21 protein-coding genes are annotated in these 22,194 nt (G+C 67.2%); 7 read left to right on the plus strand and 14 right to left on the minus strand.

From position 1 onward, the window contains the following. Nucleotides 1–51 precede the first annotated feature (51 nt). The 4 genes from ABIC44_RS04265 to ABIC44_RS04280 are packed head-to-tail and all read right to left on the minus strand — an operon-like array spanning nt 52 to nt 5,256. Nucleotides 52–2,613 (minus strand): GcvT family protein, encoded by a 2,562-nt coding sequence (locus ABIC44_RS04265; protein WP_354293886.1) that lies wholly within the window; start codon nt 2,611–2,613, stop codon nt 52–54. Between the two features lie 59 nt (nt 2,614–2,672). Then, nucleotides 2,673–3,530: a formyltetrahydrofolate deformylase gene (purU, locus tag ABIC44_RS04270; RefSeq protein WP_354293887.1), complete on the minus strand. Its 858-nt coding sequence runs from the start codon at nt 3,528–3,530 to the stop codon at nt 2,673–2,675. A 20-nt stretch (nt 3,531–3,550) separates the two neighbouring features. Next, nucleotides 3,551–4,483, minus strand: a complete 933-nt coding sequence (locus tag ABIC44_RS04275; RefSeq protein WP_354293889.1) for an electron transfer flavoprotein subunit alpha/FixB family protein — start codon at nt 4,481–4,483, stop codon at nt 3,551–3,553. A 23-nt stretch (nt 4,484–4,506) separates the two neighbouring features. Further along, entirely contained in the window at nt 4,507–5,256 is a 750-nt protein-coding gene (locus ABIC44_RS04280) for an electron transfer flavoprotein subunit beta/FixA family protein (protein WP_354293891.1), read from the minus strand. Between the two features lie 164 nt (nt 5,257–5,420). On the opposite strand from ABIC44_RS04280, the gene ABIC44_RS04285 reads away from it, so the two are divergent. Continuing rightward, nucleotides 5,421–6,467: a GlxA family transcriptional regulator gene (locus ABIC44_RS04285; protein WP_309703025.1), complete on the plus strand. Its 1,047-nt coding sequence runs from the start codon at nt 5,421–5,423 to the stop codon at nt 6,465–6,467. 24 nt (nt 6,468–6,491) lie between these two features. Here the strand turns inward: ABIC44_RS04285 and ABIC44_RS04290 are convergent, their stop codons facing one another. From ABIC44_RS04290 to glyA, 8 genes are all read right to left on the minus strand, one after another. Then, on the minus strand, nt 6,492–7,466 hold the full coding sequence (locus ABIC44_RS04290) for a LysR family transcriptional regulator (RefSeq protein WP_354293892.1): 975 nt from the start codon (nt 7,464–7,466) through the stop codon (nt 6,492–6,494). A 68-nt stretch (nt 7,467–7,534) separates the two neighbouring features. Beyond that, nucleotides 7,535–8,041, minus strand: coding sequence for a prolyl-tRNA synthetase associated domain-containing protein (locus tag ABIC44_RS04295; RefSeq protein ID WP_354293893.1), 507 nt, complete (start codon nt 8,039–8,041; stop codon nt 7,535–7,537). Nucleotides 8,042–8,051: 10 nt separating this feature from the next. Next, nucleotides 8,052–9,413 (minus strand): L-serine ammonia-lyase, encoded by a 1,362-nt coding sequence (locus tag ABIC44_RS04300; protein ID WP_354293894.1) that lies wholly within the window; start codon nt 9,411–9,413, stop codon nt 8,052–8,054. Between the two features lie 4 nt (nt 9,414–9,417). Beyond that, nucleotides 9,418–9,957, minus strand: a complete 540-nt coding sequence (locus tag ABIC44_RS04305) for a sarcosine oxidase subunit gamma (protein WP_354293895.1) — start codon at nt 9,955–9,957, stop codon at nt 9,418–9,420. Then, nucleotides 9,950–12,931 (minus strand): sarcosine oxidase subunit alpha family protein, encoded by a 2,982-nt coding sequence (locus tag ABIC44_RS04310; protein WP_354293896.1) that lies wholly within the window; start codon nt 12,929–12,931, stop codon nt 9,950–9,952. The genes ABIC44_RS04305 and ABIC44_RS04310 overlap by 8 nt, the downstream gene beginning before the upstream one ends. After that, nucleotides 12,928–13,212, minus strand: a complete 285-nt coding sequence (locus ABIC44_RS04315) for a sarcosine oxidase subunit delta (protein ID WP_307098397.1) — start codon at nt 13,210–13,212, stop codon at nt 12,928–12,930. Before ABIC44_RS04315 ends, ABIC44_RS04310 begins: the two co-directional genes overlap by 4 nt. An 11-nt stretch (nt 13,213–13,223) precedes the next feature. Beyond that, entirely contained in the window at nt 13,224–14,477 is a 1,254-nt protein-coding gene (locus ABIC44_RS04320; protein ID WP_354293897.1) for a sarcosine oxidase subunit beta family protein, read from the minus strand. Nucleotides 14,478–14,499: 22 nt separating this feature from the next. Beyond that, nucleotides 14,500–15,810 (minus strand): serine hydroxymethyltransferase, encoded by a 1,311-nt coding sequence (gene glyA, locus ABIC44_RS04325; protein ID WP_354293899.1) that lies wholly within the window; start codon nt 15,808–15,810, stop codon nt 14,500–14,502. A gap of 163 nt (nt 15,811–15,973) precedes the next feature. Between glyA and ABIC44_RS04330 the strand changes: the two genes are divergently transcribed. From ABIC44_RS04330 to ABIC44_RS04340, 3 genes are all read left to right on the plus strand, one after another. After that, a complete protein-coding gene (locus tag ABIC44_RS04330; RefSeq protein ID WP_354293900.1) occupies nt 15,974–16,540 on the plus strand; it encodes a pseudouridine synthase in 567 nt (188 codons plus the stop codon). A gap of 218 nt (nt 16,541–16,758) precedes the next feature. After that, on the plus strand, nt 16,759–17,589 hold the full coding sequence (locus ABIC44_RS04335; protein ID WP_309695062.1) for a 23S rRNA (adenine(2030)-N(6))-methyltransferase RlmJ: 831 nt from the start codon (nt 16,759–16,761) through the stop codon (nt 17,587–17,589). Between the two features lie 72 nt (nt 17,590–17,661). Next, nucleotides 17,662–18,492: an aldo/keto reductase gene (locus ABIC44_RS04340; RefSeq protein WP_354293901.1), complete on the plus strand. Its 831-nt coding sequence runs from the start codon at nt 17,662–17,664 to the stop codon at nt 18,490–18,492. Here the strand turns inward: ABIC44_RS04340 and ABIC44_RS04345 are convergent. Beyond that, nucleotides 18,489–19,385 carry a LysR family transcriptional regulator gene (locus ABIC44_RS04345; RefSeq protein WP_354293902.1) on the minus strand — a complete coding sequence of 299 codons (897 nt, stop codon included), beginning with the start codon at nt 19,383–19,385 and terminating at the stop codon, nt 18,489–18,491. The two genes, ABIC44_RS04340 and ABIC44_RS04345, sit on opposite strands and share 4 nt — an antisense overlap. Nucleotides 19,386–19,474: 89 nt before the next feature. Here ABIC44_RS04345 and ABIC44_RS04350 point away from each other — a divergent pair, with 89 nt between their 5' ends. Then, nucleotides 19,475–20,341 (plus strand): aldo/keto reductase family oxidoreductase, encoded by an 867-nt coding sequence (locus ABIC44_RS04350; RefSeq protein WP_354293903.1) that lies wholly within the window; start codon nt 19,475–19,477, stop codon nt 20,339–20,341. Here ABIC44_RS04350 and ABIC44_RS04355 read toward each other — a convergent pair whose 3' ends face one another. Further along, nucleotides 20,342–20,653 carry an ArsR/SmtB family transcription factor gene (locus ABIC44_RS04355; protein ID WP_354293951.1) on the minus strand — a complete coding sequence of 104 codons (312 nt, stop codon included), beginning with the start codon at nt 20,651–20,653 and terminating at the stop codon, nt 20,342–20,344. A 130-nt stretch (nt 20,654–20,783) separates the two neighbouring features. On the opposite strand from ABIC44_RS04355, the gene ABIC44_RS04360 reads away from it, so the two are divergent. Then, a complete protein-coding gene (locus ABIC44_RS04360; protein WP_354293904.1) occupies nt 20,784–21,518 on the plus strand; it encodes an SDR family oxidoreductase in 735 nt (244 codons plus the stop codon). Between the two features lie 286 nt (nt 21,519–21,804). After that, complete coding sequence (locus ABIC44_RS04365) at nt 21,805–22,143, plus strand: hypothetical protein (protein WP_354293906.1); 339 nt, start codon at nt 21,805–21,807, stop codon at nt 22,141–22,143. The last annotated feature ends 51 nt before the right edge of the window (nt 22,144–22,194 follow it).

Here is a 22,194-nt window from a genome sequence, read left to right on the forward strand (position 1 = left end):
TCGCAACGCTGATTTTATGAGCAACCCGGCATTTGCTAATAGTCGCTGACGTCAGCTTTTCGGCTTGCGGTTTTCGGGGTCGTAGAGCGGGCGGTAGCCGACCGAGGCGACCTCAACCGGATAACGCTCCCCGAAATACTCGACCTCCAGCTTGCGCCCCTCCTGGCACAATGCCCAGGGCAGATAGGCCAGCGCGATGTTCTTGCCGATCGAGGGGCCATAGGCGATCGAGCTGGTGTAGGACCGCCGCCCCAGTTCGTCGACCGGCACTTCGCCCGTCTCGGGGTCGATCACCGGCAGGATTCCGACGGGATAGCGCTTCACCCCCTTCGCATCGACATTGTCGGTCATCACCAGCGTGCACAGCTTGGCGGGCTGATGCGCGCGCGCGCGGTGTTCCAGATGCTTCGCCTTACCGCGGAAGTCGGCTTCCTTGGCCTTGGGGCGCGCCAGATCGGCTTCCAGCAGATTATAGTGGGTCAGCAGATCGGCATTCTGGAGGCGCAGGCTTTTCTCCATGCGCCGCGAATTGGCATAGGTCTCGATGCCGACCGCGATCACGCCGGTCGAGCGCAGCGCATCCCAAACCGCCAGTCCGTCCTCATAGGCCATGTGCAGCTCCCACCCCTGTTCGCCGACATAGGAGATGCGGAACGCCATCACGTCCCTGCCCGCGATGCGAACGGTGCGGATCGCGGCGAAGGGGAAATTCTCCAGCGACAGCGCGTCGGGGGCCTCCACCACCTTCTGGAGATTGACGCGGGCGTTCGGGCCCCAGATGCCGATGGTGACGTACTTCTCGGTCACGTCGGTGACGGTCACGTCCAGCCCGCGATCCTGCGCGACGCGGCGCATATAATGGACGTCGCGCGGCCCCGCATCGGCGCCGTTCACCAGGCGGCAGCGATCGGCGAGGCGGAAGACGGTGAAGTCGGCGCGGACATTGCCCTCGTCGTCCAGGAAATGGGTATAGACCCCCTTCCCGATCGTCGCATCGCCGCCCACCTTCGCCGCGCACAGCCATTCCATCAGCGCGACGTGATCCGGCCCCTCGATGTCGGTGATGTGGAAGTGCGACAGGTTGATCAGGCCGCAATCGGCGCTGAGCTCGAGCTGCTCGGCGTTGGACACGCGCCAGAAATGGCGATTGTCCCACTCATTCTCGCGCACCGGCACCTGATCAGCATATTTCTCCAGCAGATGCTCGTTCGCGGCATAGCCATGCGCGCGTTCCCAGCCGCCCAGTTCCATGAAATAGCCGCCGAGTTCCTTCTCCCGCTCCCAGAAGGGCGAGCGGCGGATGCCGCGACCGCCCGAAAAGGGCTCGCGCGGGTGGACCGGCGGATTGTAGATCTTGGCGGCGGTTTCGAGGCAGCGCTCCTCGATGAATTTGGCCTCCAGCTGGAACGGGTTGAACCGCGCATAGTCGATGCTGGCATGATCGATCGCGGTGCGCCCGTCAGTCATCCAGTCGGCGACCAGCTTGCCCATGCCCGGGCCGTCCTTCACCCAGATACCGACCGCATACCACAGCCCGCGCACCTTCTGGCTCTCGCCGATCGACGGACCGCCATCGGTAGTGGTCTGGAGCAGGCCGTTGAACGAATGCCCCTCGTTATAGCCCAGCTCGCCCAGGATCGGGGTCAGTTCGATCGCGCGCTCCAGCGGTTCGAGCACCTGCTCCATCTCCAGGTCCCGCTGCGACGGCGAGAGGCGCGCCTCCTCCTTCTCCAGCAGGTCGCGCGGATGGACGAGGCGGGGCGCGTGCTCCTCATAATAACCCCATTCGATCTGCCCGCCCTCGGTCGTGCGGGGATCGCCGGTGTCGCGCATATAGGCCGAATTGCCCTGATCGCGCAGCAGCGGATAGCCGATGTCCTTCCCCGTACCCTCGAACGCCTTGTACGGCCCGAAGAAGGTCAGCGGGTGGTCGACCGGGAAGACCGGCAGGTCCTCGCCCGCCATCTCGGCGATCAGGCGGCCCCACAGGCCGGTGCAGACCACGACATGATCGGCCATGATCGTCCCGCGCGTCGTCACCACGCCCTTGATCCGCCCATCCTCGATGACCAGCGATTCCGCCTGGTTGTTGGCGAAAACGGTCAGCTTGCCCGCCGCGACCGCCTGGTCGACCAGCTTGCCCGCCACCGTCTGCGACCGGGGCACGACCAGACCGGCATCCGGGTCCCACAGCCCGCCCTGCACTAGGCTTTCCTCGATCAGCGGGAATTTCGCCTTGATCGTCGCGGGATCGACCAGCTCCGCGCGCGTCCCGAACGCCTTGCCCGATGCGACCTTGCGACGGATCTCGTCCATCCGCTGATCGTCGCCGACCCGCGCGACCTCCAGCCCGCCGATCCGCGAATAATGGCCCATCTTCTCGAAGAAATCGATCGAGTAGAGCGTCGTCCAGGTCGACAGATAGTCGTGACTGGTCGCGTAGCAGAAGTCGGAGGCATGGGCGGTCGAGCCGATATCGGTCGGCACGCCCGACTTGTCGATGCCGACAATGTCGTCCCAGCCGCGTTCGACCAGATGATGGACGACCGATGCGCCGACGATACCGCCGACGCCGACGATCACGACACGAGCCTTTTCGGGAAGCGCTGCCATTCTCTACTCCTATCGGTACGGGGTCGTCGCGGGGATCATGTCGTGCATCCGCCCGGCCTTCACGGCGCGAACACCACGGTGCGGTGGCTGTTGAGCATCACCCGCCCTTCGAGATGATATTTGACGGCGCGGGCCAGCACGCGGGACTCGATGTCGCGACCCGCCGCGACGAAATCCTCGCTGGTCATCATATGGCTGACCCGCTCGGTTTCCTGTTCGATGATAGGCCCCTCGTCCAGGTCGGGCGTGACGTAATGCGCGGTCGCGCCGATCAGCTTGACCCCGCGCTCATGCGCCTGGTGATAGGGCTTGGCGCCCTTAAAGCTCGGCAGGAACGAGTGGTGGATGTTGATGACCCGGCCATAGAGCCGTTCGGACAGCTCGTTCGACAGCACCTGCATATAGCGGGCGAGCACCACCAGTTCCGCCCCCGTCTCCTCGACCAGGGCGAGCAGCTTGGCTTCCTGCTCGGCCTTGTTGTCCTTCGTGACCGGCCAGTGGTGGAAGGGCACGCCCTCGATCTCCGCCGCCCTGCGCGCCGCATCATGGTTGGAGACGATCGCCACGACTTCGGCGTTCAGCCAGCGAACCTTGATCTGGTACAGAAGGTGATGCATCGCATGGTCGAATTTCGAGACCATGACGATGATCTTCGGACGCTCGGCGACATCGACGATCGTCAGATCGAGGCCGAACCGCGCGATGGCGGGGTGCAGCACCCCCTCGATCGCGTCGCGCGTCACCGCCTCGTTCACCGTCACCGCGATCCGCAGGAAGAAATGATCCGCCTGCCGATCCCAGAACTGGTTCGATTCCAGGATATTGGCCCCCAGCCCCGCCAGCGCGGTGGTGACGGCGGCCACGATGCCCGGCTGGTCCTTGCAACCCAGCCGTATGACATAGGACTTCTCGGTCATGGAAAGGCTTTCGCTAGGGCTCAGAGCTGGCGTTCGAGATCCGGCAGGACCTCGAACAGGTCGCCGACCAGGCCGTAATCGGCGACCTGGAAGATCGGCGCGTCTTCGTCCTTGTTGATGGCGACGATCACCTTGGCATCCTTCATCCCGGCCAGATGCTGGATCGCGCCGGAGATGCCGCAGGCGACATAGAGGTCGGGCGCGACGACCTTGCCGGTCTGTCCGACCTGCCAGTCATTGGGCGCATAGCCCGCATCCACCGCCGCGCGCGATGCGCCGACCGCCGCCCCCAGCCGGTCGGCGAGCGGCAGGATCGTCTCGCGAAACTTCTCCGCCGATCCCAGCGCGCGACCGCCCGACACGACGATCCGCGCGGCGGCCAGATCGGGACGCTCGCTGGCGGCGAAGTGATTTTCGACAAAGGTCGACAGGCCGGGCGCGTCCGGAACGTCGACCGTCACGATCTCGGCAAGATCATCCTGGAAAGCCGCCGCCGCGAAGGCCGCCGTGCGGACCGTCACCACCTTGACCGGATCGGCCGACCGCACCGTCTGAACGGCATTGCCCGCATAGACCGGCCGCTTGAACGTGTCGGGCGCGACGACCGCCACGATCTCCGACAATTGCATGACGTCCAGCAGCGCGGCCACGCGCGGCAGGATGCTCTTGCCGTTGCTGCTCGCCGGTGCGACGATCGCGTCATAGCCACCGGCCAGCGACACGATCAGCGCGGCGGTAGGTTCGGCCAGCCGGTGTTCCAGCGCCGCCCCCTCGGCCAGCAGCACGCGCCGCACCCCGGCCAGTCTGGACGCGGCCAGCGCCACATCCCGCGCACCCAGGCCCGCCACCAACAGGTCGACCTCGCCCCCGATCGCCGACGCGGCGGTGAGCGCACGCGCGGTCAGTTCCGAAAGGGTCGAATTGTCGTGTTCGGCCAATAGAAGAATGGACATTTCTCTCGCTCCCCCCTTCGCGATCAAAGGATGCCGGCCGCTTCCTTGAGCCTGCCGACCAGTTCGGCCGCCGAGCCCAGGCGCACGCCGGGCTCGCGGACCTTCGGCTCCTCGGTGGTCAGCACCGTCAGGCGCGGCGCGACGTCGACGCCCAGGCTGTCGGCGTCGACCTCCTCGAGCGGCTTTTTCTTGGCCTTCATGATGTTCGGCAGCGAGGCATAGCGCGGCTCGTTGAGGCGCAGGTCGACCGATATGACCGCGGGCAAAGCGACCCGGATCAGTTGAAGGCCGCCATCGACCTCGCGCGTCACATCGGCCACGCCATCGGCAACGGCGATATGCGATGCGAAGGTCGCCTGCGACCAGCCCAGTAGTGCCGACAGCATCTGCCCAGTCTGGTTGGCGTCATCGTCAATGGCCTGCTTGCCGAGCAGGATCAGTCCCGGCCCCTCGCGCGCGGCGACCTCCCGCAACAATTTGGCGACCGCCAGCGGCTCGGGCATCGTGTCGGTCTTCACGAGAATCGCCCGGTCCGCGCCGATCGCCAGCGCGCTGCGCAGCACGTCCTGCGCCTGTGCCGGGCCGATCGAGACCACGACGATCTCGGTGGCGACCCCGGCTTCCTTCAGCCGCACCGCTTCCTCGACCGCGATCTCGTCAAAGGGATTCATCGCCATCTTCACATGGGCGAGATCGACCCCCGATCCGTCGCTCTTGACGCGAATCTTCACATTGTGATCGACCACGCGCTTGACGGGCACCATCACCTTCATTCCGCCGCCCCCTCGCCAGAATAATCGTGCCGAACCGGGTGAAATCCCTTTCGACAACAGTAGGTTTGCGACAGGGTGCGCCAAGGCGGAAAGAATATTTGCGTCAAATGGACACAAACTCTACGACATGCCATCCGAAGTTTATCGGCCGACCGGAGAACGGAATGGATCGACCCCCACCGTCGGTGCTGAGCGCGTCGCTGCAACGCCGTGCAAAGGGGCTGCGATTGTCGGTCGGCTTCATTCTCGCGCGGCGGTTCACGCTGTGCGCCTTCGCCAACTTCGTGGACGTCCTGCGGCTCGCCGCCGACGAGGGCGATCGCAGCCGCCATATCTTGTGCGACTGGAAGATTCTGTCGCGCAACTCCGCCGCCATCCCCTCCAGTTCCGGCATCGCCATCCAGCCCGACGAACAGCTGGGCGACCCCACCCGCTTCGACTATATCGTCGTGGTGGGCGGACTGGTCGATGAGATCGACGGCTTCGACAGCGAATACGTCGCCTATCTGCGCAAGGCCGCCGCGCTGGGCGTGCCGCTGGTGGGAGTATGCACGGGCGCGTTCCTGCTCCACAGCGCGGGCGTGCTGGCCGGGTATAAATGCTGCGTCAGCTGGTTCCACCACCGCGACTTCCTGGACCAGTTTGACGGGCTGGACCCGGTGTCCGACCAGATCTTCATCGTCGACCGCGACCGGCTGACCTGTTCCGGGGGCGCGAGCTCGGCGCATCTCGCCGCCTATCTGGTCGACAAGCATGTCGGGCGGGCGCAGGCCAGCAAGAGCCTGCACATCATGATCATCGACGAGGCGCTGACCGGCGAAAAGGCCCAGCCCGGCGCGATGCTCGACTATCGCACCGACGACCCCATCGTCCTGCGCGCGCTGCTGATCACCCAGCAGAATATCGAGACGCCGCTGTCTGTCGCCGACATCGCCCAGCGCATGGGGAAGAGCAAGAGGCAGCTGGAACGCCGCTTCAAGACGGCGTTGGGGGTATCGCCGCAGGCGGCGTTCATGGACATTCGGCTGTCGCTTGCGCGGCACATGCTGGAAAGCAGCGCCAAATCGATCACGATGATCGCGGTGGAATGCGGCTTCTGCGACTCCTCGCATATGAGCCGGATGTTCCGGCGGCGCTTCGGGTGTTCGCCGCTGGAATCCCGCCACGCGCTGGCCAACGGGCGCGCCGTCGCCAGCGCCGCTTCGGATTGAGGCACCGGCAGGCGCGATTTCGCCCTATGACGGCGGCCCCTCCCAGGCCATGGCGTCCTCGATCCAGGGAAACATGCGGATGAGCGAGTCCACTTTCCCGCCCCGCAGGATCGCGGCGGCCTGAAGCGCCATGTCGCGCGGCAGGTCGCCGAATTCGCCCTTGCGCGCCACCAGCTGGATGCGACGGCGGAAGCTGCCCCGTGGCATCGGCAACACCGTCAGCGCGGGCAGAAGCTCGATCTGACTGGCCAGACACAGCGGGGTGGCGATGCTCCACCCTTCCAGCGCGACGACGGTGGACAATTGCTGATGGGTGGAATCCACTTCGATCACATTGGGAATGCGCAGCTTCATCCGGGCGAGCTGGCGTTCGATCCGTTGCCCCATCGCCGACAGGAGCGAATAGCGGACAAATGGCAGCGGGGTCATCGCCTCGATCGAAACCGGCTGGTCCGCATAGGCGACGGGCGCGACGATCACGAAGGGTTCCTCCATGATCGGGTGATGCTCGATCTCCTCGACATCCTCCAGCTGGCTGGACCCTGTGATCAGCATGTCGATGCTGCGCGCCAGGAATTCGCGGTGCTGGACCAGCGAGATGCCCGATCGCATCTGCCATTGCTGCGCCCGCGCCCCCAGCGCGCGCAGCAATGGCGCGGTCAGGTGGTTGGCGATGCTCTCGGCCATGGCGACGACGACGCATTCGGCGGTCTGCGAGGATTGCTCGCACACCTCGCGTGCCAGCATCCTGGCCGCCGCGACCAGTTCCGCGCCTTCGCGCCGCAACAGCTTGCCCGCCGGGGTCAGCGCCAGCGGGCGCATGGTGCGATCGAACAGACGCGTATTGAGCGCCATTTCGAGCTTCGAGATGATCTGCGACACGGCCGATTGCGTCATGCCCAGATGCCGCGCGCTCTGGGTCATGCCGCCAAGCTCGGAGGTCAGGATGAAGACCTCCACGGCGTTGAGGTCGAAGCCGGGCGTCAATCTGGCGGACATTGGCATACCGTCCCATGTGGTGGACGATGTCGGCGACACCGTCCGGTCAGACCATCAGCATCGCGACCTCACGGCGCCACGGATGCTCCGCCCGGCAGCGCGACGACCCGCACGTCATGGCCAAGCCCCTCAAGCCACGCGACCATCGGCGCGAACGGCACCGCGATGGTCGCGCTGTTGCGCAGCGGATGGACGGCGATCCGCTCGGCGTGGCGGAAGCTCTCGTCAAAGACCAAAGATACCGGGCCGGGCGGCGCGTGCGTGACCGCCAGCGGCGTCACCGCACCCGGCGTCACGCCCAGCAGCTGTTCCATCTCGTCGGGCTTGCCGAACGAGAATTTGCCCGCGCCCAGCGTCTCGGCAAAAGCCTTCAGGTCGGCACGCCGGTCATGCGGCAGCACGATCAGCCAGAAACGCTTCTGCTTGTCCTTCAGGAACAGGTTCTTGGTGTGCGCGGCGGGCAAGGCGGCATGGATGCCCGCGCTCTCCTCGACGGTGAAGACGGGCGGATGCTCGATCTTCTCCATCGCGATCCCGGCGGCCGCGAACTGGGCGTAGATTTCGTCTTCGGTCATGATCCACTCATCAGCATTCGGGAAAACTCACCGCCAGGCCGCCTTGCGACGTCTCCTTGTACTTGGCGTGCATGTCGGTTCCGGTGCGCATCATCGTCTCGATCACCTGGTCGAGCGAGACGATATGCGTCCCGTCGCCGCGCAGCGACAGGGATGCCGCATTGATCGCCTTGACCGCACCAAAGGCATTGCGCTCGATGCAGGGCACCTGCACCAGCCCCGCGACCGGATCGCAGGTCATGCCGAGATGATGCTCCATCGCGATCTCGGCCGCATTCTCGGTCTGCGCGTCGCTGGCCCCCATCACCGCGGCCAGCCCGGCGGCGGCCATCGCGCTGGCGGTCCCGACCTCCCCCTGACAGCCGACCTCCGCGCCGGAGATTGAGGCGTTGAGCTTGGTCAGCACCCCGATCGCACCGGCGGTCAGCAGGAAGTCGTGCATGCCCGCGCGGTCGGCATCGGGCCAGAAATCGCGGTAATAGCGCAGTACGGCGGGCACGACCCCGGCGGCGCCGTTGGTCGGCGCGGTGACGACGCGCCCGCCCGCCGCATTCTCCTCGTTCACCGCAATGGCGAACAGGCTGATATGGTCCATGATATTGTGCGGCGCCTGCCGGTTGCGGAAACGGTCGCCGGCCAGCTTCTGGCGCAGGGCGGGCGCACGGCGCGGCACCTTCAGCCGCCCCGGCAGGATCCCCTCGGTCTGCATCCCCCGGTCGATGCAGCTCATCATCACCGCGATGACCCGGTCCAGATAGGCATCCAGTTCCTCCTCCGAGGCGCGCGCGCGTTCGTTGGCGCGCATCACCTCGGCGATCGACAGGCCGTGCCGACGGCAGATGGCCAGCAACTGCGCGGCGGTGCGAAACGGAAAGGGCGGCTCGCCCGGATCGTCCTCGGCCGCATCTTCCCCGAACCGTTCCTCCGGCACGATGAACCCGCCGCCGATCGAGCACCAACGCTCGCTGACCACGGCCTCCCCGTCCCGGCCCAGCGCGGTGAGACGCAGCGTGTTGGGATGGACCGGCGTCTCGCCGTCGCGGTCGAAGACGATATCGGCGTCGGGATCGAAGGCGATCGCCCGTCCGGCCACCACCAGGCTCCGCGCGGCACGGGCCTGCTCGACGACCAGGTCGATCTGCTCCGGCTCGATCGTGTCGGGGAGAAAGCCCGCAAGCCCCAGCATGACCGCCTTGTCGGTCGCATGGCCCGTGCCCGTCCAGGCCAGCGAGCCCAGAAGGTCGACCCGCACCCGCTCGAACGCCAGGCCCCGGAGCCTTGCCGCAAAGCCCTGCGCCGCCTTCATCGGCCCGACCGTGTGCGACGAGGAAGGCCCGATGCCGACGCGAAACAGGTCCCGCACGCCCAGCATCGGCCTACGCCTCGGTCTCCGCGACGTGGAGCAGCCCCTCGACATAGCGCGCGAAGGACCGCCACGTCTCGAGATGGAAACGGTCCGGCGCGCGGCGCCAGAGGATGATTTCCGCCTTGTCGTACATGGTCCGCGTGCACATCCCGACCGGGAAGGCGCGAAGCGACAGGTCGAGCGCGCAGCCGCTCGCCAACAGTGTCTCGGCCATCACGCGCCCGCCCGCAATCTCCAGCGCGACCTGCCGATGGCTGACATCGACCAGCGAACACACGGCATCGCCCAGCCGCGCCTGGAGCGTCGCCACCCAGTCATCGCGCGCATCGGCCGCCAGGAGCAGCCATTCGTCCGGCCCCAGCCATAGGGCCGCGACATCCGCCTCCATCGCCGAGCGGCAAGCCTCACGCGGCAGGACGATGCCGAGCCGCTCGGCGACCAGGTCGAGGCTCGCCGCCGGACAGCGCAGCACGGCGCGGCCGAAATGGCCCAGCGGACGAACCGACGCGCTACCGGCCGCGAAAGGCGAAGCGGGGGAGAGATCACACATCGATGCGGGTGCCTTCCGGATCGTAGAAAACGGGGGAGACGATCTCGACCGCGATCGGCCCGCCCGGCATGGGCACGTGGAGCGTCTCGCCCAGCCGCCGGCGGCCGCCGCGCACCAGCGCCAGCGCGATCGGCGCGTCCAGTACGGCGCTGCGATAGGCGGAGGTGACATGCCCGATCGGCGTCGTGGCGGCAGACGGCGCCGCGATCTGCGCGCCTTCCTCCAGCACCGTTCGACCGTCCAGGCTCTTCAGGCCGACCAGCTGCTTGCGGTCGGGCGCCGTCATCGCGGGCCGGGCGAGCGAGCGCTTGCCCACGAAATCGGGCTTCGCCTTGCCGATCGCCCAGGACAGGCCGACATCGTCGGGCGTGACCGTCCCGTCGGTTTCCTGTCCGACGATGATATAGCCCTTTTCCGCGCGCAGGACGTGCATCGTCTCGGTGCCATAGGGCACCATGTCGAACGCCTTGCCGCGTTCCCATATGGCTTCCCAGACCATGCGGCCATGGCCGCTGGGCACGTTCACCTCGAAGCCCAGCTCGCCGGTGAAGCTGACCCGCATCAGCCGCATCGGCACACCGCAGATGCGGGCATCGGCGATGCTCATATGCGGGAAGGCGGCGGCCGATATGTCCAGCCCCTCGATCAGCGGCGCGATCACCTCGCGCGCCTTCGGGCCCTGCACCGCGATCACCGACCATTGCTCGGTCGTCGAGGTCAGCCAGACGTTGAGGTCGGGCCATTCGGTCTGGAGATAATCCTCCATCATGCCCAGAACCCGCGCCGCGCCGCCGGTGGTCGTCGTCACATGGAAACGATCCGTCGCCAGCCGCCCGACCACGCCGTCGTCCATCACGAAGCCGTCCTCGCGCAGCAGCACGCCATAGCGGCACTTGCCGACGCCCAGCTTGGTCCAGGCATTGACGAAGAAGCGGTTCATGAATTCGGCCGCATCCGGCCCGACGATCTCGATCTTGCCCAGGGTGGAGGCGTCGAAGATGCCGACGCCCCGCCGTACGCCCACGCATTCGCGCGCGACGGCGGCGTGCAGGTCCTCGCCGGGACGCGGGAAATAATGCGCGCGGCGCCAGTTGCCGACATCCTCGAACGCCGCGCCTTGCTCCCTGGCCCAGTCGTGGATCGCGGTGATCCGCGCCGGATCGAACAGGTCGCCGCGCGCATGGCCCGCCAGTGCGCCGAACGTGACCGGCGTATAGGGCGAGCGGAAGGTGGTCAGCCCGATCTCCGGGATCGACCGCCCGGTCGCCTCCGACACGATGCCCAGCGCGTTGATATTGGACAGCTTGCCCTGGTCGGTCGCCATGCCCGTGGTCGTGTAGCGCTTGACATGCTCGATCGACAGGAACCCCTCGCGGGTCGCCAGCAGGATGTCGCGGGCGGTGACGTCGTTCTGCCAGTCGACGAACGCCTTGGCCTTGCCCAGATCGCGCGACGTCGGGGCTGCGCCCATATGGCCACCCTCGCCTAGCGCATGGCGCAGCGCGACCTTGGGAAGCATGGCTGGGCCTGACGCCGTGAAGCCCGCCGCCGACGCCGCATCCCGTCCCGCCGCGATGCCGTCGCCCAGCGCATCGACCAGCGCGAACCGGCCCCGGCACGCGCCTGCCGACCGCTCCGCCTCCGCCGATACGTCGGGCAGATAGGCCTGGAGCCCCTCGTCCCAGGCCAGCTTTCCGCGCGATTGGGAGAAGAGGTGGACGCTGGGCGTGAAACCACCCACCATCAGCACCGCATCGCAGTCGTGACGCACGGTCTTGCCCTGCGCGGTGATGGTGATGGACGTGACGCGCAGGCCGCCGGTCGTGCCCTCGATCCTGGCATCGGTCGCGACCGGCAGACCCGCCGCCTGCGCCGCCCCCGATGCGGCGGACGGCGGGCGAATGTCCGCGACCATCGCGACCGTCACGCCCGCCGCCGCCATCTCATGCGCGACGCGATAGGCATTGTCGTGTGCGCCGACGATGACGACGCGTTGCCCGACCGCGACGCCATATTGCTGGAGATAGGTGCGCGCGGCGTCCGCCAGCATGATGCCGGGCCGGTCATTGTCGGGGAAGACCAGCGGCCGCTCGATCGCACCTGTGGCGAGCACGACCTGCCGAGCGCGCACCTGCCACAGCCGCTCGCGCGGCATGCCCTTGGCCGGGTTCGCGAGATGATCGGTCAGCTTCTCGGTCAGCCCGATCCAGTTGTGCGGATAATAGCCGAAGGCGATCGTGCGCGGCAAAAGCGTGACGCCCGGCAACGCGGCCAGTGCCGCCAACTCCCGCGTCAGCCACTCCGTCGCCGACAGCCCGTCGATCATGGTGTCGGCCGCCGCCAGCAGCGATCCGCCGATCCGGGGGCGATCGTCGCACAGCATCACCCGCGCGCCCGCCTCCGCCGCCTGCCGCGCCGCCGCGATCCCCGCCGGTCCGCCACCGACCACCAGCACGTCGCAATGCGCGTAACGCTGCGTATAGCGATCCGGATCGGGCTCGGACGGTGCGACACCCAGCCCCGCCGCCTCGCGGATGCGCGGTTCGTAGAGCCGATCCCACGCCTTTTTGGGCCACATGAACGTCTTGTAGTAGAAGCCGGCCGGAATGAAGCGGCTCAACAGCCGGTCGTTGATCGCCATGCGATCATGTTCGAGGCTCGGGTGCCGGTTCTGGCTGACAGCATCCAGCCCGTCATAGAGTTCGACCTGGGTGGCGAGTAGATTGGGGGTATAGCGTGCCCGGTCGCGACGAATGCCGACCAGCGCATTGGGCTCGTCCGCCCCTGCGCCCATGATGCCGCGCGGCCGGTGATATTTGAACGACCGCCCGACCAGGTGCACGCCGTTCGCCAGCAATGCCGAGGCGAGCGTGTCGCCCTCCTGGCCCGTATACTCCTTCCCGTCGAAGGTGAAGCGCAGCGTGCGTCCGGTGGTGACGCGGCCCGGCGCGATGCGATGATGGCCGGTCGTCATGCCCGCTCTCCCTCGGGCGGCTGTTCGCCCACCTTGTAGGTCGCGACGAACGCGTCGGTCCGCGTGTCGCGGATGGCGTTGAAGAAACGGGCGCAGCCGTGGAGGTGCCGCCAGCGCTCGGCATGTCGTCCCTTGGGATTGGACCGGGTGTAGAGATAGGTGCTCCACTCCGCATCGGTCAGCTCGGCCGGCCGGGCCGGACGCTCGATATGTGCCTCTCCGGCATAGCTGAACTCCAGCTCGGGCCGCTCGCCGCAATAGGGACAGGGGATGATAAGCATGGTCGCGCCTCTCAGTGGGCGACGGCGGCGGCCGCCGCCTCGTCGATCATTTGACCGTCGCGGAATCGCTCGATCGTGAAGGGGGCGTTGATCGGATGCGGCTCGTCGCGTGCGATGGTGTGGGCCAGCAGATGCGCGGCGCCGGGCGTCGCCTTGAACCCGCCCGTGCCCCAGCCGCAATTGACATACAGGCCCGGCACCGGCGTCCTGGCGATGATCGGCGAGCGATCGGGCGTCACGTCGACAATCCCGCCCCAGCTGCGCAGCATCCGCATCCGCCGAAACTGCGGGAACAGCTCGCAAATCGCCTCCAGCGTGTGCGTGGCGATGTGCAGGCCGCCCCGTTGCGTATAGCTGGTATAGGCATCGGTCCCCGCCCCGATCACCAGCTCGCCCTTGTCGGACTGGCTCATATAGGCGTGGATGGTGTTGGACATGACGACACAGGGGAAGATCGGCTTCACCGGCTCCGACACCAAAGCCTGTAGCGGATAGCTTTCCAGCGGCAACCGCACGTCCGCCATGCCCAGCACCACGCTGGTATGCCCCGCCGCCGAGACCCCGATGCGCTTCGATCCGATGAAGCCGCGCGTCGTCTCCACGCCCGTCACCGCGCCGCTCGCGTCGCGGCGGATGCCGGTGACTTCGCAATTCTCGATGATGTCGACGCCCAGCGCATCGGCGGCGCGGGCATAGCCCCAGGCGACCGCATCGTGCCGTGCGGTGCCGCCCCGCCGCTGGAGCGCCGCGCCCAGCACCGGATAGCGCATGTCGGGCGAGATGTTCAGCGGCGGACAAAAGGCCTTGGCCTCCTCCGGCGTCAGCCATTCATTGTCGACGCCATTGATCCGGTTGGCATGGACGTGCCGCTTGAAGACCTGCACGTCGTGGATGTTGTGCGCCAGCATCATCACGCCGCGCTGCGAGAACATGACGTTGTAGTTGAGTTCCTGGCTCAACCCCTCCCACATCTTCAGCGCATGGTCGTAGAGCGCGGCGCTCTCGTCGAAAAGATAGTTGGAACGGATGATGGTGGTGTTGCGCCCGGTGTTTCCGCCACCGATCCATCCCTTCTCCACCACCGCGACGTTGCGGATGCCGAACCGGCTGGCCAGATAATAGGCTGCACCCAGTCCATGCCCCCCGCCGCCGACGATGATCGCGTCATAGGATGGCTTGGGGCTGGCGTTGCGCCATTGCGGCTTCCACCCCTTGTGACCGCCGAGCCCCTGCCGGAACAGCGAGAATGCGGAAAATCGCTGCATCGTCCCCCTCCCTTTCCTGGCCTCAGCCGCGCGACGTCGCATAGATCGGATAGCGGGCGCACAGCGCGACCACCTCGCCCCGTGTCTGTTCGATCAGCGCGTCGGGCACGTCCCCGGCGGAGGCCGCGTCGAGGATGCGGTTGATCAGCCGCGCGACCTGCTGAAAGGCGGCGACGTCGAAGCCGCGGCTGGTCAGCGCGCCGCTCCCGAGACGGATACCAGATGTCACGGCGGGTTTCTCCGGATCGAACGGGATGCCGTTCTTGTTGCAGGTGATGCCGGCGGCATCCAGGATCTGTTCGGCGCGCTTGCCGGTCAGGCCCTTGGACCTCAGGTCGACCAGCACGACATGGGTGTCGGTGCCGCCGGACACGATGGTGTAGCCGTTCGCGGCCAGCGCGGCGGCCAGGGCCTGGGCATTGTCCACGACGCGCCGGGCATAGTCCCGGAAGGACGGGCGCAGCGCCTCGCCGAACGCGACCGCCTTGGCCGCGATGACATGCTCGAGCGGCCCGCCCTGGATGCCGGGGAAGATGGCCGAGTTGACCTTCTTCGCCAGCGCCTCGTCATTGGTCAGGATCAGGCCCCCGCGCGGCCCCCGCAGCGTCTTGTGGGTCGTGGTCGTGACGACATGCGCATGGTCCAGCGGATTGGGATGAACGCCGCCCGCCACCAGTCCGGCGAAATGCGCCATGTCGACCATCAGCACCGCATCGACCGAGTCCGCGATCGCCCGGAACCGTGCGAAATCGATCTGGCGCGGATAGGCCGAGCCGCCCGCGATGATCAGCCGGGGATGATAATCCCGCGCCAGCTCGGCGACCGCGTCATAGTCGATCCGCTGATCCTCCTCGCGCACGCCGTAAGGAATCGCGTTCAACCACTTGCCCGAAAAGGTCGGCGCCGCGCCATGGGTCAGATGCCCGCCATGCGCCAGGCTCATCCCCATCAGCGTATCGCCGGGCTTCATCAGCGCGAACTGCACCGCCATATTGGCCTGTGCGCCGGAATGCGGCTGGACGTTGGCGAACCGCGCGCCGAACAGCGCGCACGCCCGGTCGATGGCAAGCTGCTCGGTCACGTCGACATGCTCGCACCCGCCATAATAGCGGCGCCCCGGATAACCCTCGGCATATTTGTTGGTCAGGACCGAACCCTGCGCCTGGAGCACCGCCGTGGAGACGATATTCTCCGACGCGATCAGTTCCAGCTTGTCGGATTGGCGCACCCATTCCGCCTCGATCGCCGCCGCGACGGCCGGGTCGGCGTCCCGCAGCGCCCCGCCGAAGAACGGAGCGCCAGCGTCCTCCCCGCAATTGTCCAAGGTCATCATGTCCAAGCTCCCCCGACGCTTTGGGCAGGATGATGCCTCGCCCGCCCCGACGCCGGGATGCGTGCGCCGCCCGCCCCGAAGATTTGCGACACGGCGCGCGCGCGTGGACCGGCGGCGCCCTGCGCCAGAAGACAAAGCCGCAGCCGGGCGATATGAGCGCGGGATGAGCCGCCTGCTGTTGTTCAACAAACCCTTCGGGGTCCTATCGCAATTTACGGATCGCGGATCGCCGACGGTCCGCGCGACCCTGTCCGACTTGATCGCGGTGAAGGGCGTCTATCCCGCCGGAAGGCTCGATCGGGATAGCGAGGGCCTGTTGCTGCTATGCGATGACGGGCGGCTGCAGGCGCGCATTGCCGATCCCCGCTTCAAGATGCCCAAGACCTATCTGGTGCAGGTCGAAGGCGATCCGCAGGACCAGGAACTGGAGGGCCTGCGGCGGGGCGTCCGGCTCAAGGATGGCATGACCCTGCCTGCAGAGGTCGCGCGTATCGACGCGCCGGACCTGTGGCTGCGCGATCCGCCCATCCGTCAGCGCAAGTCCATTCCCGACAGCTGGCTGAAGATCACGATCCGCGAAGGCCGCAACCGGCAGGTGCGGCGCATGACGGCGGCGGTCGGATTGCCCACGCTGAGGCTGGTCCGCTGGTCGATCGGCGACTGGTCCGTCGCCGGGATCGCGCCGGGCGCGTTCGAGGAGGTTTCTCCGCCGGGCAAATCGGAGCGATGACGCTGTCTGGCGGGCGGCCGGAGGCATTGCGGGCCGCGCCCCTGCCCGTTGCCGGTTGCCGCCGACCGCGAAACCTGATTTGAGGCTTTGCCCGGAGGCGACTTGACGGCCTCCGCCCGGCTCATACGAGCTGCGGATGGGTTGCCGCCATCGTCTCGCGATCGGCCTTCCCGTACGGCAGATCGCATGAGGGCCATTCGGCAGAGTTTTGGATTTCCATGAATTATCGCCATTCCTTCCATGCCGGCAACAGCGCCGATGTCGTGAAGCACAGCCTGCTGATCGCCCTTGTCCGGGCTTTGCAGCAGAAACAGGGTGCACTGACCCTGATCGATACTCATGCCGGTTGCGGGCTCTACGACCTCGGCGGCGAGCAGGCCCAACGCACCGGCGAGGCCGCCCAGGGCGTGGTGCGGGCCTTTGCCGATCCGAACCCGTTGCTGGACGACTATCGCGCCGCCGTGCAGGCGGTGAATGACGGGGCGGAACCAAGCCTCTACCCCGGCTCGCCGCAATTCCTGGCGCAGCTGTTGCGCCCGCAGGACTTGCTGATCCTCAACGAGAAGCATCCCGAGGATGCCCGTGCGCTACGCGGCGCGATGCGCGGTACGCCTGCGGCCGTGCATGAGCGCGATGCCTATGAGCTTTGGCTGGCGATGCTGCCGACCCGCACCGGTCGCGGCGTGGTGGTGGTCGATCCGCCCTATGAGCAGACCGACGAACGCGCCCGCATCACCGCGACCCTCGCCGCGGCGCACCGCAAATGGGCCCATGGCGTGACGGTCATCTGGTATCCGCTGAAAGACCGCACGACGCATCAGCGGTGGAAGGACCAGCTGCGGAGGCTCGGCATCCCGAAATTCCTGTCGGTGGAACATTGGCTGTACGATGCCGATCAGCCCGGCATCTATAACGGCGCGGGCCTCTTCATAGTCAATCCGCCCTATGCCTTCACCCAGGCGCTGCCGCCGCTGCTGGAAGCCCTGCGCGCCGCGCTGGCGCCGGAAGGGCATAGCGGCGTGATCACGGCGGATTGGCTGAACGATTGAGGATTGGGCCCGGTCCCCGCTCCTCGCTTTCCTCCAGCGGCACCATCTCACCGGGCGGACGTTGACCGCCGCATGAAGACGATCCGCTTTCCCGACGGTACAACCGCCCCCGCGCTGGGCCAGGGCACCTGGATGATGGCCGAAGACGCCACCCGCCGATCCGACGAGATCGCCGCGCTGCGCGAGGGGCTGTCGCTCGGCATGCCCCTGATCGACACCGCCGAGATGTACGCCGACGGCGAGTCCGAACGCCTCGTCGGCGAGGCGATCGCGGGCCTGCGCGATGAGGTGTTCCTGGTCAGCAAGGCCTATCCGCAAAATGCCTCACGCGATCGGCTCCAGCGGGCTTGCGAGGCGAGCCTGGACCGGCTCGGCACCGACCGGCTCGACCTGTACCTGCTGCACTGGCGGGGCAATGTGCCGCTGGCCGAGACGGTCGAGGCGATGGAGCGGCTGGTCGCGGCAGGCAAGATCCTGGGCTGGGGCGTCAGCAACCTCGACACGGACGACATGGCGGAACTCGTCGCGAGTGGCGGCGAACGCTGCCAAACGAACCAGATCCTCTACAACCTGACCCGGCGCGGTCCGGAATACGACCTGATCCCCTGGCTCGCGCAGCATCGCATGCCGGTCATGGCCTATAGCCCGGTCGAGCAAGGCCGCCTGCTGGCGCATCCCGAGCTTGCCGCCATGGCCAGGGAGCGCGACGTCACGCCCGCGCAGCTTGCCCTGGCCTGGCTGCTGGCGCGGGACGGCGTCCTGCCCATCCCCAAGGCCGGATCGGTGGCGCATGTGCGGGACAACCGCGCCGCACTGGACCTCACCCTGTCCGATGCCGAATTGCACCGCCTCGACAGGCTCTTTCCGCCCCCACGCGGTCCCGAGCCGCTCGCAATGCTCTAGCCACGGATATAGTCGACGAACGCGCGCAACGGTGGCGGCACCAGACGGCGGCCCGAATAATAGAGGAACGGGCCGGAGAAGGACTGCCACCAGTCGGGCAGAACCGGCTCGAGCGCACCGTTCGCCAGCGCGGGCGCGAGCCAGTCCTCGAACAGGTGGATGATCCCGCCGCCTGCAACCGCCACGTCCACCAGCAGGTCCGCCGCGCCGGATACGCTGGCGATCAGCGGTCCCTGCGGCTCGACCCGCACGATCTCGCCGGACCGCTCGAACTCCCATGGGCTGGTCAGCGCGCCACTGGTGAACCGGCCGCGCAGACAGGCATGGTCGAGTAGATCGCGCGGATGGCTCGGCCTACCCCGCGCCTCCAGATAGGCGGGTGCCGCCGCCGTCGCGAAACGCTGCATACGCGGGCCGATCGGCACCGCGATCATGTCCTGCTCCAGCCGCTCGTCATAGCGGATGCCCGCGTCGCAGCCCGATGCCACCATGTCGACAAAGCCGTCCTCGGCGACGATCTCGACGTCGATGTCGGGATAGGCGGCGAGGAAGCCGGGCAGGATCGCGGGCAAAACCAGCCGCGCCGCGCTGACCGGCACGTTGAGCTTAAGCGTGCCCGCCGGGCGGTCGCGGAACAGGTTCACGACGTCGAGCGCCGCCTCCACCTCGCCCAGCGCCGGGGCCAGCCGCTCGATCAGTCGCGCCCCCGCCTCGGTCGGCACGACGCTGCGCGTGGTGCGATGGAGTAGCCGGACGCCCAGCCGCGCCTCCAGCCGCCTCACCGCTTCGCTCAGTGTCGAGGCGCTCGAGCCGACGGTCCGCGCCGCGTCGCGAAAGCCGCGCGCCTGGGCGACCGCCAGGAATGCGTTGAGATCGGCAAGGTCCGCCTTCATCGTTCGGTTATCCGTACAGCCCGTGCGGATCACTCCGGCTTATCGCGATGATCCGCAAGCCGTATTTCGGGGCCAGCACAGGAGACACGATGATGACGATCGACCAGGCAGGCACCTATTCCTTCGCAGGCCGCCAAGTGAAGCGGCTGGGTTACGGCGCGATGCAGCTCGCCGGGCCCGGCGTGTTCGGTCCGCCGCGCGACCATGATGCGGCGCTCGCCGTCCTGCGCGCCGCCGTCGAGGCTGGGGTCAACCATATCGACACCAGCGATTTCTACGGCCCGCATGTCACCAACCGGCTGATCCGCGAAGCGCTGTCCCCCTACCCCGACGACCTGCTGATCGTGACCAAGATCGGCGCGCGGCGCGGTGACGACGCCTCATGGCTGCCCGCGTTCGCGCCGGACGAACTGACCCGCGCGGTCGAGGACAATCTGACGAACCTGGGGCTGGAGACGCTCGACGTCGTCAACCTGCGGCTGATGTTCGACGTCCACGGTCCGGCGGAAGGGTCGCTCGCCGCGCCGCTAAGGGCGGTCGCGGACCTGCAACGCCAGGGGCTGGTGCGCCATATCGGGCTCAGCAACGTGACGCCGACACAGTTCAAGGAAGCCCGCGACATCGCGAAGATCGTCGGCGTCCAGAACCAGTACAACCTCGCCCACCGCGACGACGATCCCTTTATCGACGCGCTGGCGGCGGAAGGCGTCGCCTATGTGCCCTTCTTCCCGCTCGGCGGGTTCAGCCCGCTCCAGTCGGCGGCGCTGTCCGAGGTGGCGGCGCGGCTCGACGCAACGCCGATGCAGGTGGCGCTCGCCTGGCTGCTCCAGCGTTCGCCCAACATCCTGCTGATCCCCGGCACCTCGTCGGTCGCGCACCTCCACGAAAACCTCGCCGCAGCCTCGCTGACGCTGCCTGAGGATGCGTTGGCGCAGCTGAACGCGATCGGCGGGTAATCAGGCCAGTCGGTTGGCGAGCACCGCGTCGAGCAGGCCGGGAAAGCGCTGGTCGAATTCGGCGCGGCGCAGCGTATTGATCATCTCGCGCCCCGCCTGCGTCGTCTCGATCAGCCCGGCTGCGCGGAGCAGCTTCAAATGGTTGGACAGCGTGCTCTTCGGGATGGAAGCGCACGGTGCGGCGTCGGTGCAGCTCAGCCGTTCGGTCGCGGCGAGCCGCGCCACCATGGCTAGCCGATTGGGATCGGCCAGCGCATGCAGCGCCAGATCGAGCGGGACGTCCTCCAGCCGGGGATGGGTGAAGCGGGGCATGCGACCGATATAGGGCCCCATGGTAAATTTAATAGTTCGGTATTATTGAACTGTTGTAGCATGACCCCATCTCCCGCCTGCCGACAGCGCACGACATCGTGATCGCGGGCCCAGTTTTTGGAGAATGCACATGTCCCTTGCAGGCAAGACAGCGCTCGTCACCGGTGGATCGCGCGGCATCGGCTCGGCCATCGCCAAGCGGCTCGCGGCGGATGGCGCGACCGTGGCGATCACCTATGCCGGGAACAAGGCAGCGGCCGACGAGACCGTGGCGACGATCGAGCGCGCGGGCGGCACCGCCTTCGCCTTCCAGGCCGATGCCGCCGATCCGGCCTCGCAGCGCGCGGGCGTCGAACAGGCCGCCGCGGCCCTGGGCGGGATCGACATTCTGGTCCACAATGCCGGTGTCGCCGAATTCTCGACACTCGCCGAGGATACCGACGACACCTATGACCGCCAGTTCGGCGTCAATGTGAAGGGCCTCCATGTCGGCACCCGCGCGGCGCTGCCGCATCTCCGCGACGGCGGGCGGATCATCCTGATCGGCAGCATCTCGGGCGAAATGGCCTTCCCCGCGACCACGGTCTACAGCGCGACCAAGGCGGCGGTGGCGGCACTGGCACGCGGCTGGGCCAAGGACCTCGCGTCCCGCAACATACTGGTCAACACCATCCAGCCGGGACCGATCGACACCGACATGAACCCCGCCGACAGCGAGTTCGCGGGGCAGGTGCTGCAAGCGATCCCGCTCGGCCGCTATGGCAAGGTCGAGGAGATCGCAGGCGCGGTCGCATTCCTCGCCGGACCGGATGCGAGCTATATCACCGGCACGACGCTCAACATCGACGGCGGCGCGACGGCATAAGACCGGTGATCGCCCCCCAGGTCGGAGGGACCGCTGATGCGTCGGCGAGTATGATCCGTAAACTCTACCCCCATACTCGCCAGCCCGTCCGGCCGGCCGCTGGATAAGACCCTAAACATGACGCGCGCCGCCCTTCCCGTAACGGCGGCGCGCGTCGACTTGCGTCCATGCCTCATGGCAACAGCGGAACGATCTGCCAAATGACGGCCCCGTCACGGGCGATCCTGCGGGATCGAAGATCGCGATGGGCTTGCCTCAGCCAGTCCGGCAGGACATGCTCGTATCTATGGCGACCCGTCACGTCCGATCCGTCTTTCTGAGCGCTGCGCTGGCTTTGCTGGCGGTGTCCGGGCTGATCGGCTTATCGGGTTGGCATAGCGCCATGGTGCATGATGAAGATGCCGTCCATGCCGTCGTTATACTGCACGACCATGCCGCGTCGCACAGCGATCCCGACGCGCCGCTTCATGCGCTTGCGCATACGGTCGGCCAATGGGTCGTCCATGCCGGCGTCACGCCCCTCGCGCACATGATCGACGCCCCCGCCATCCGCTGGACGATCGCCATGGAAGACCGGCTCGGAGGTATCGCCCCCGCGACCTTGCTGAGGCCCCCGCGCCGCTGAGCCCGGTTGGGCGCTTCGGCGCCAACAGGCTTCCCATGTGGCAGGAACAGC

This window comes from Sphingomonas sp. 1185 (assembly GCF_040544655.1).
Lineage (GTDB): Bacteria > Pseudomonadota > Alphaproteobacteria > Sphingomonadales > Sphingomonadaceae > Sphingomonas.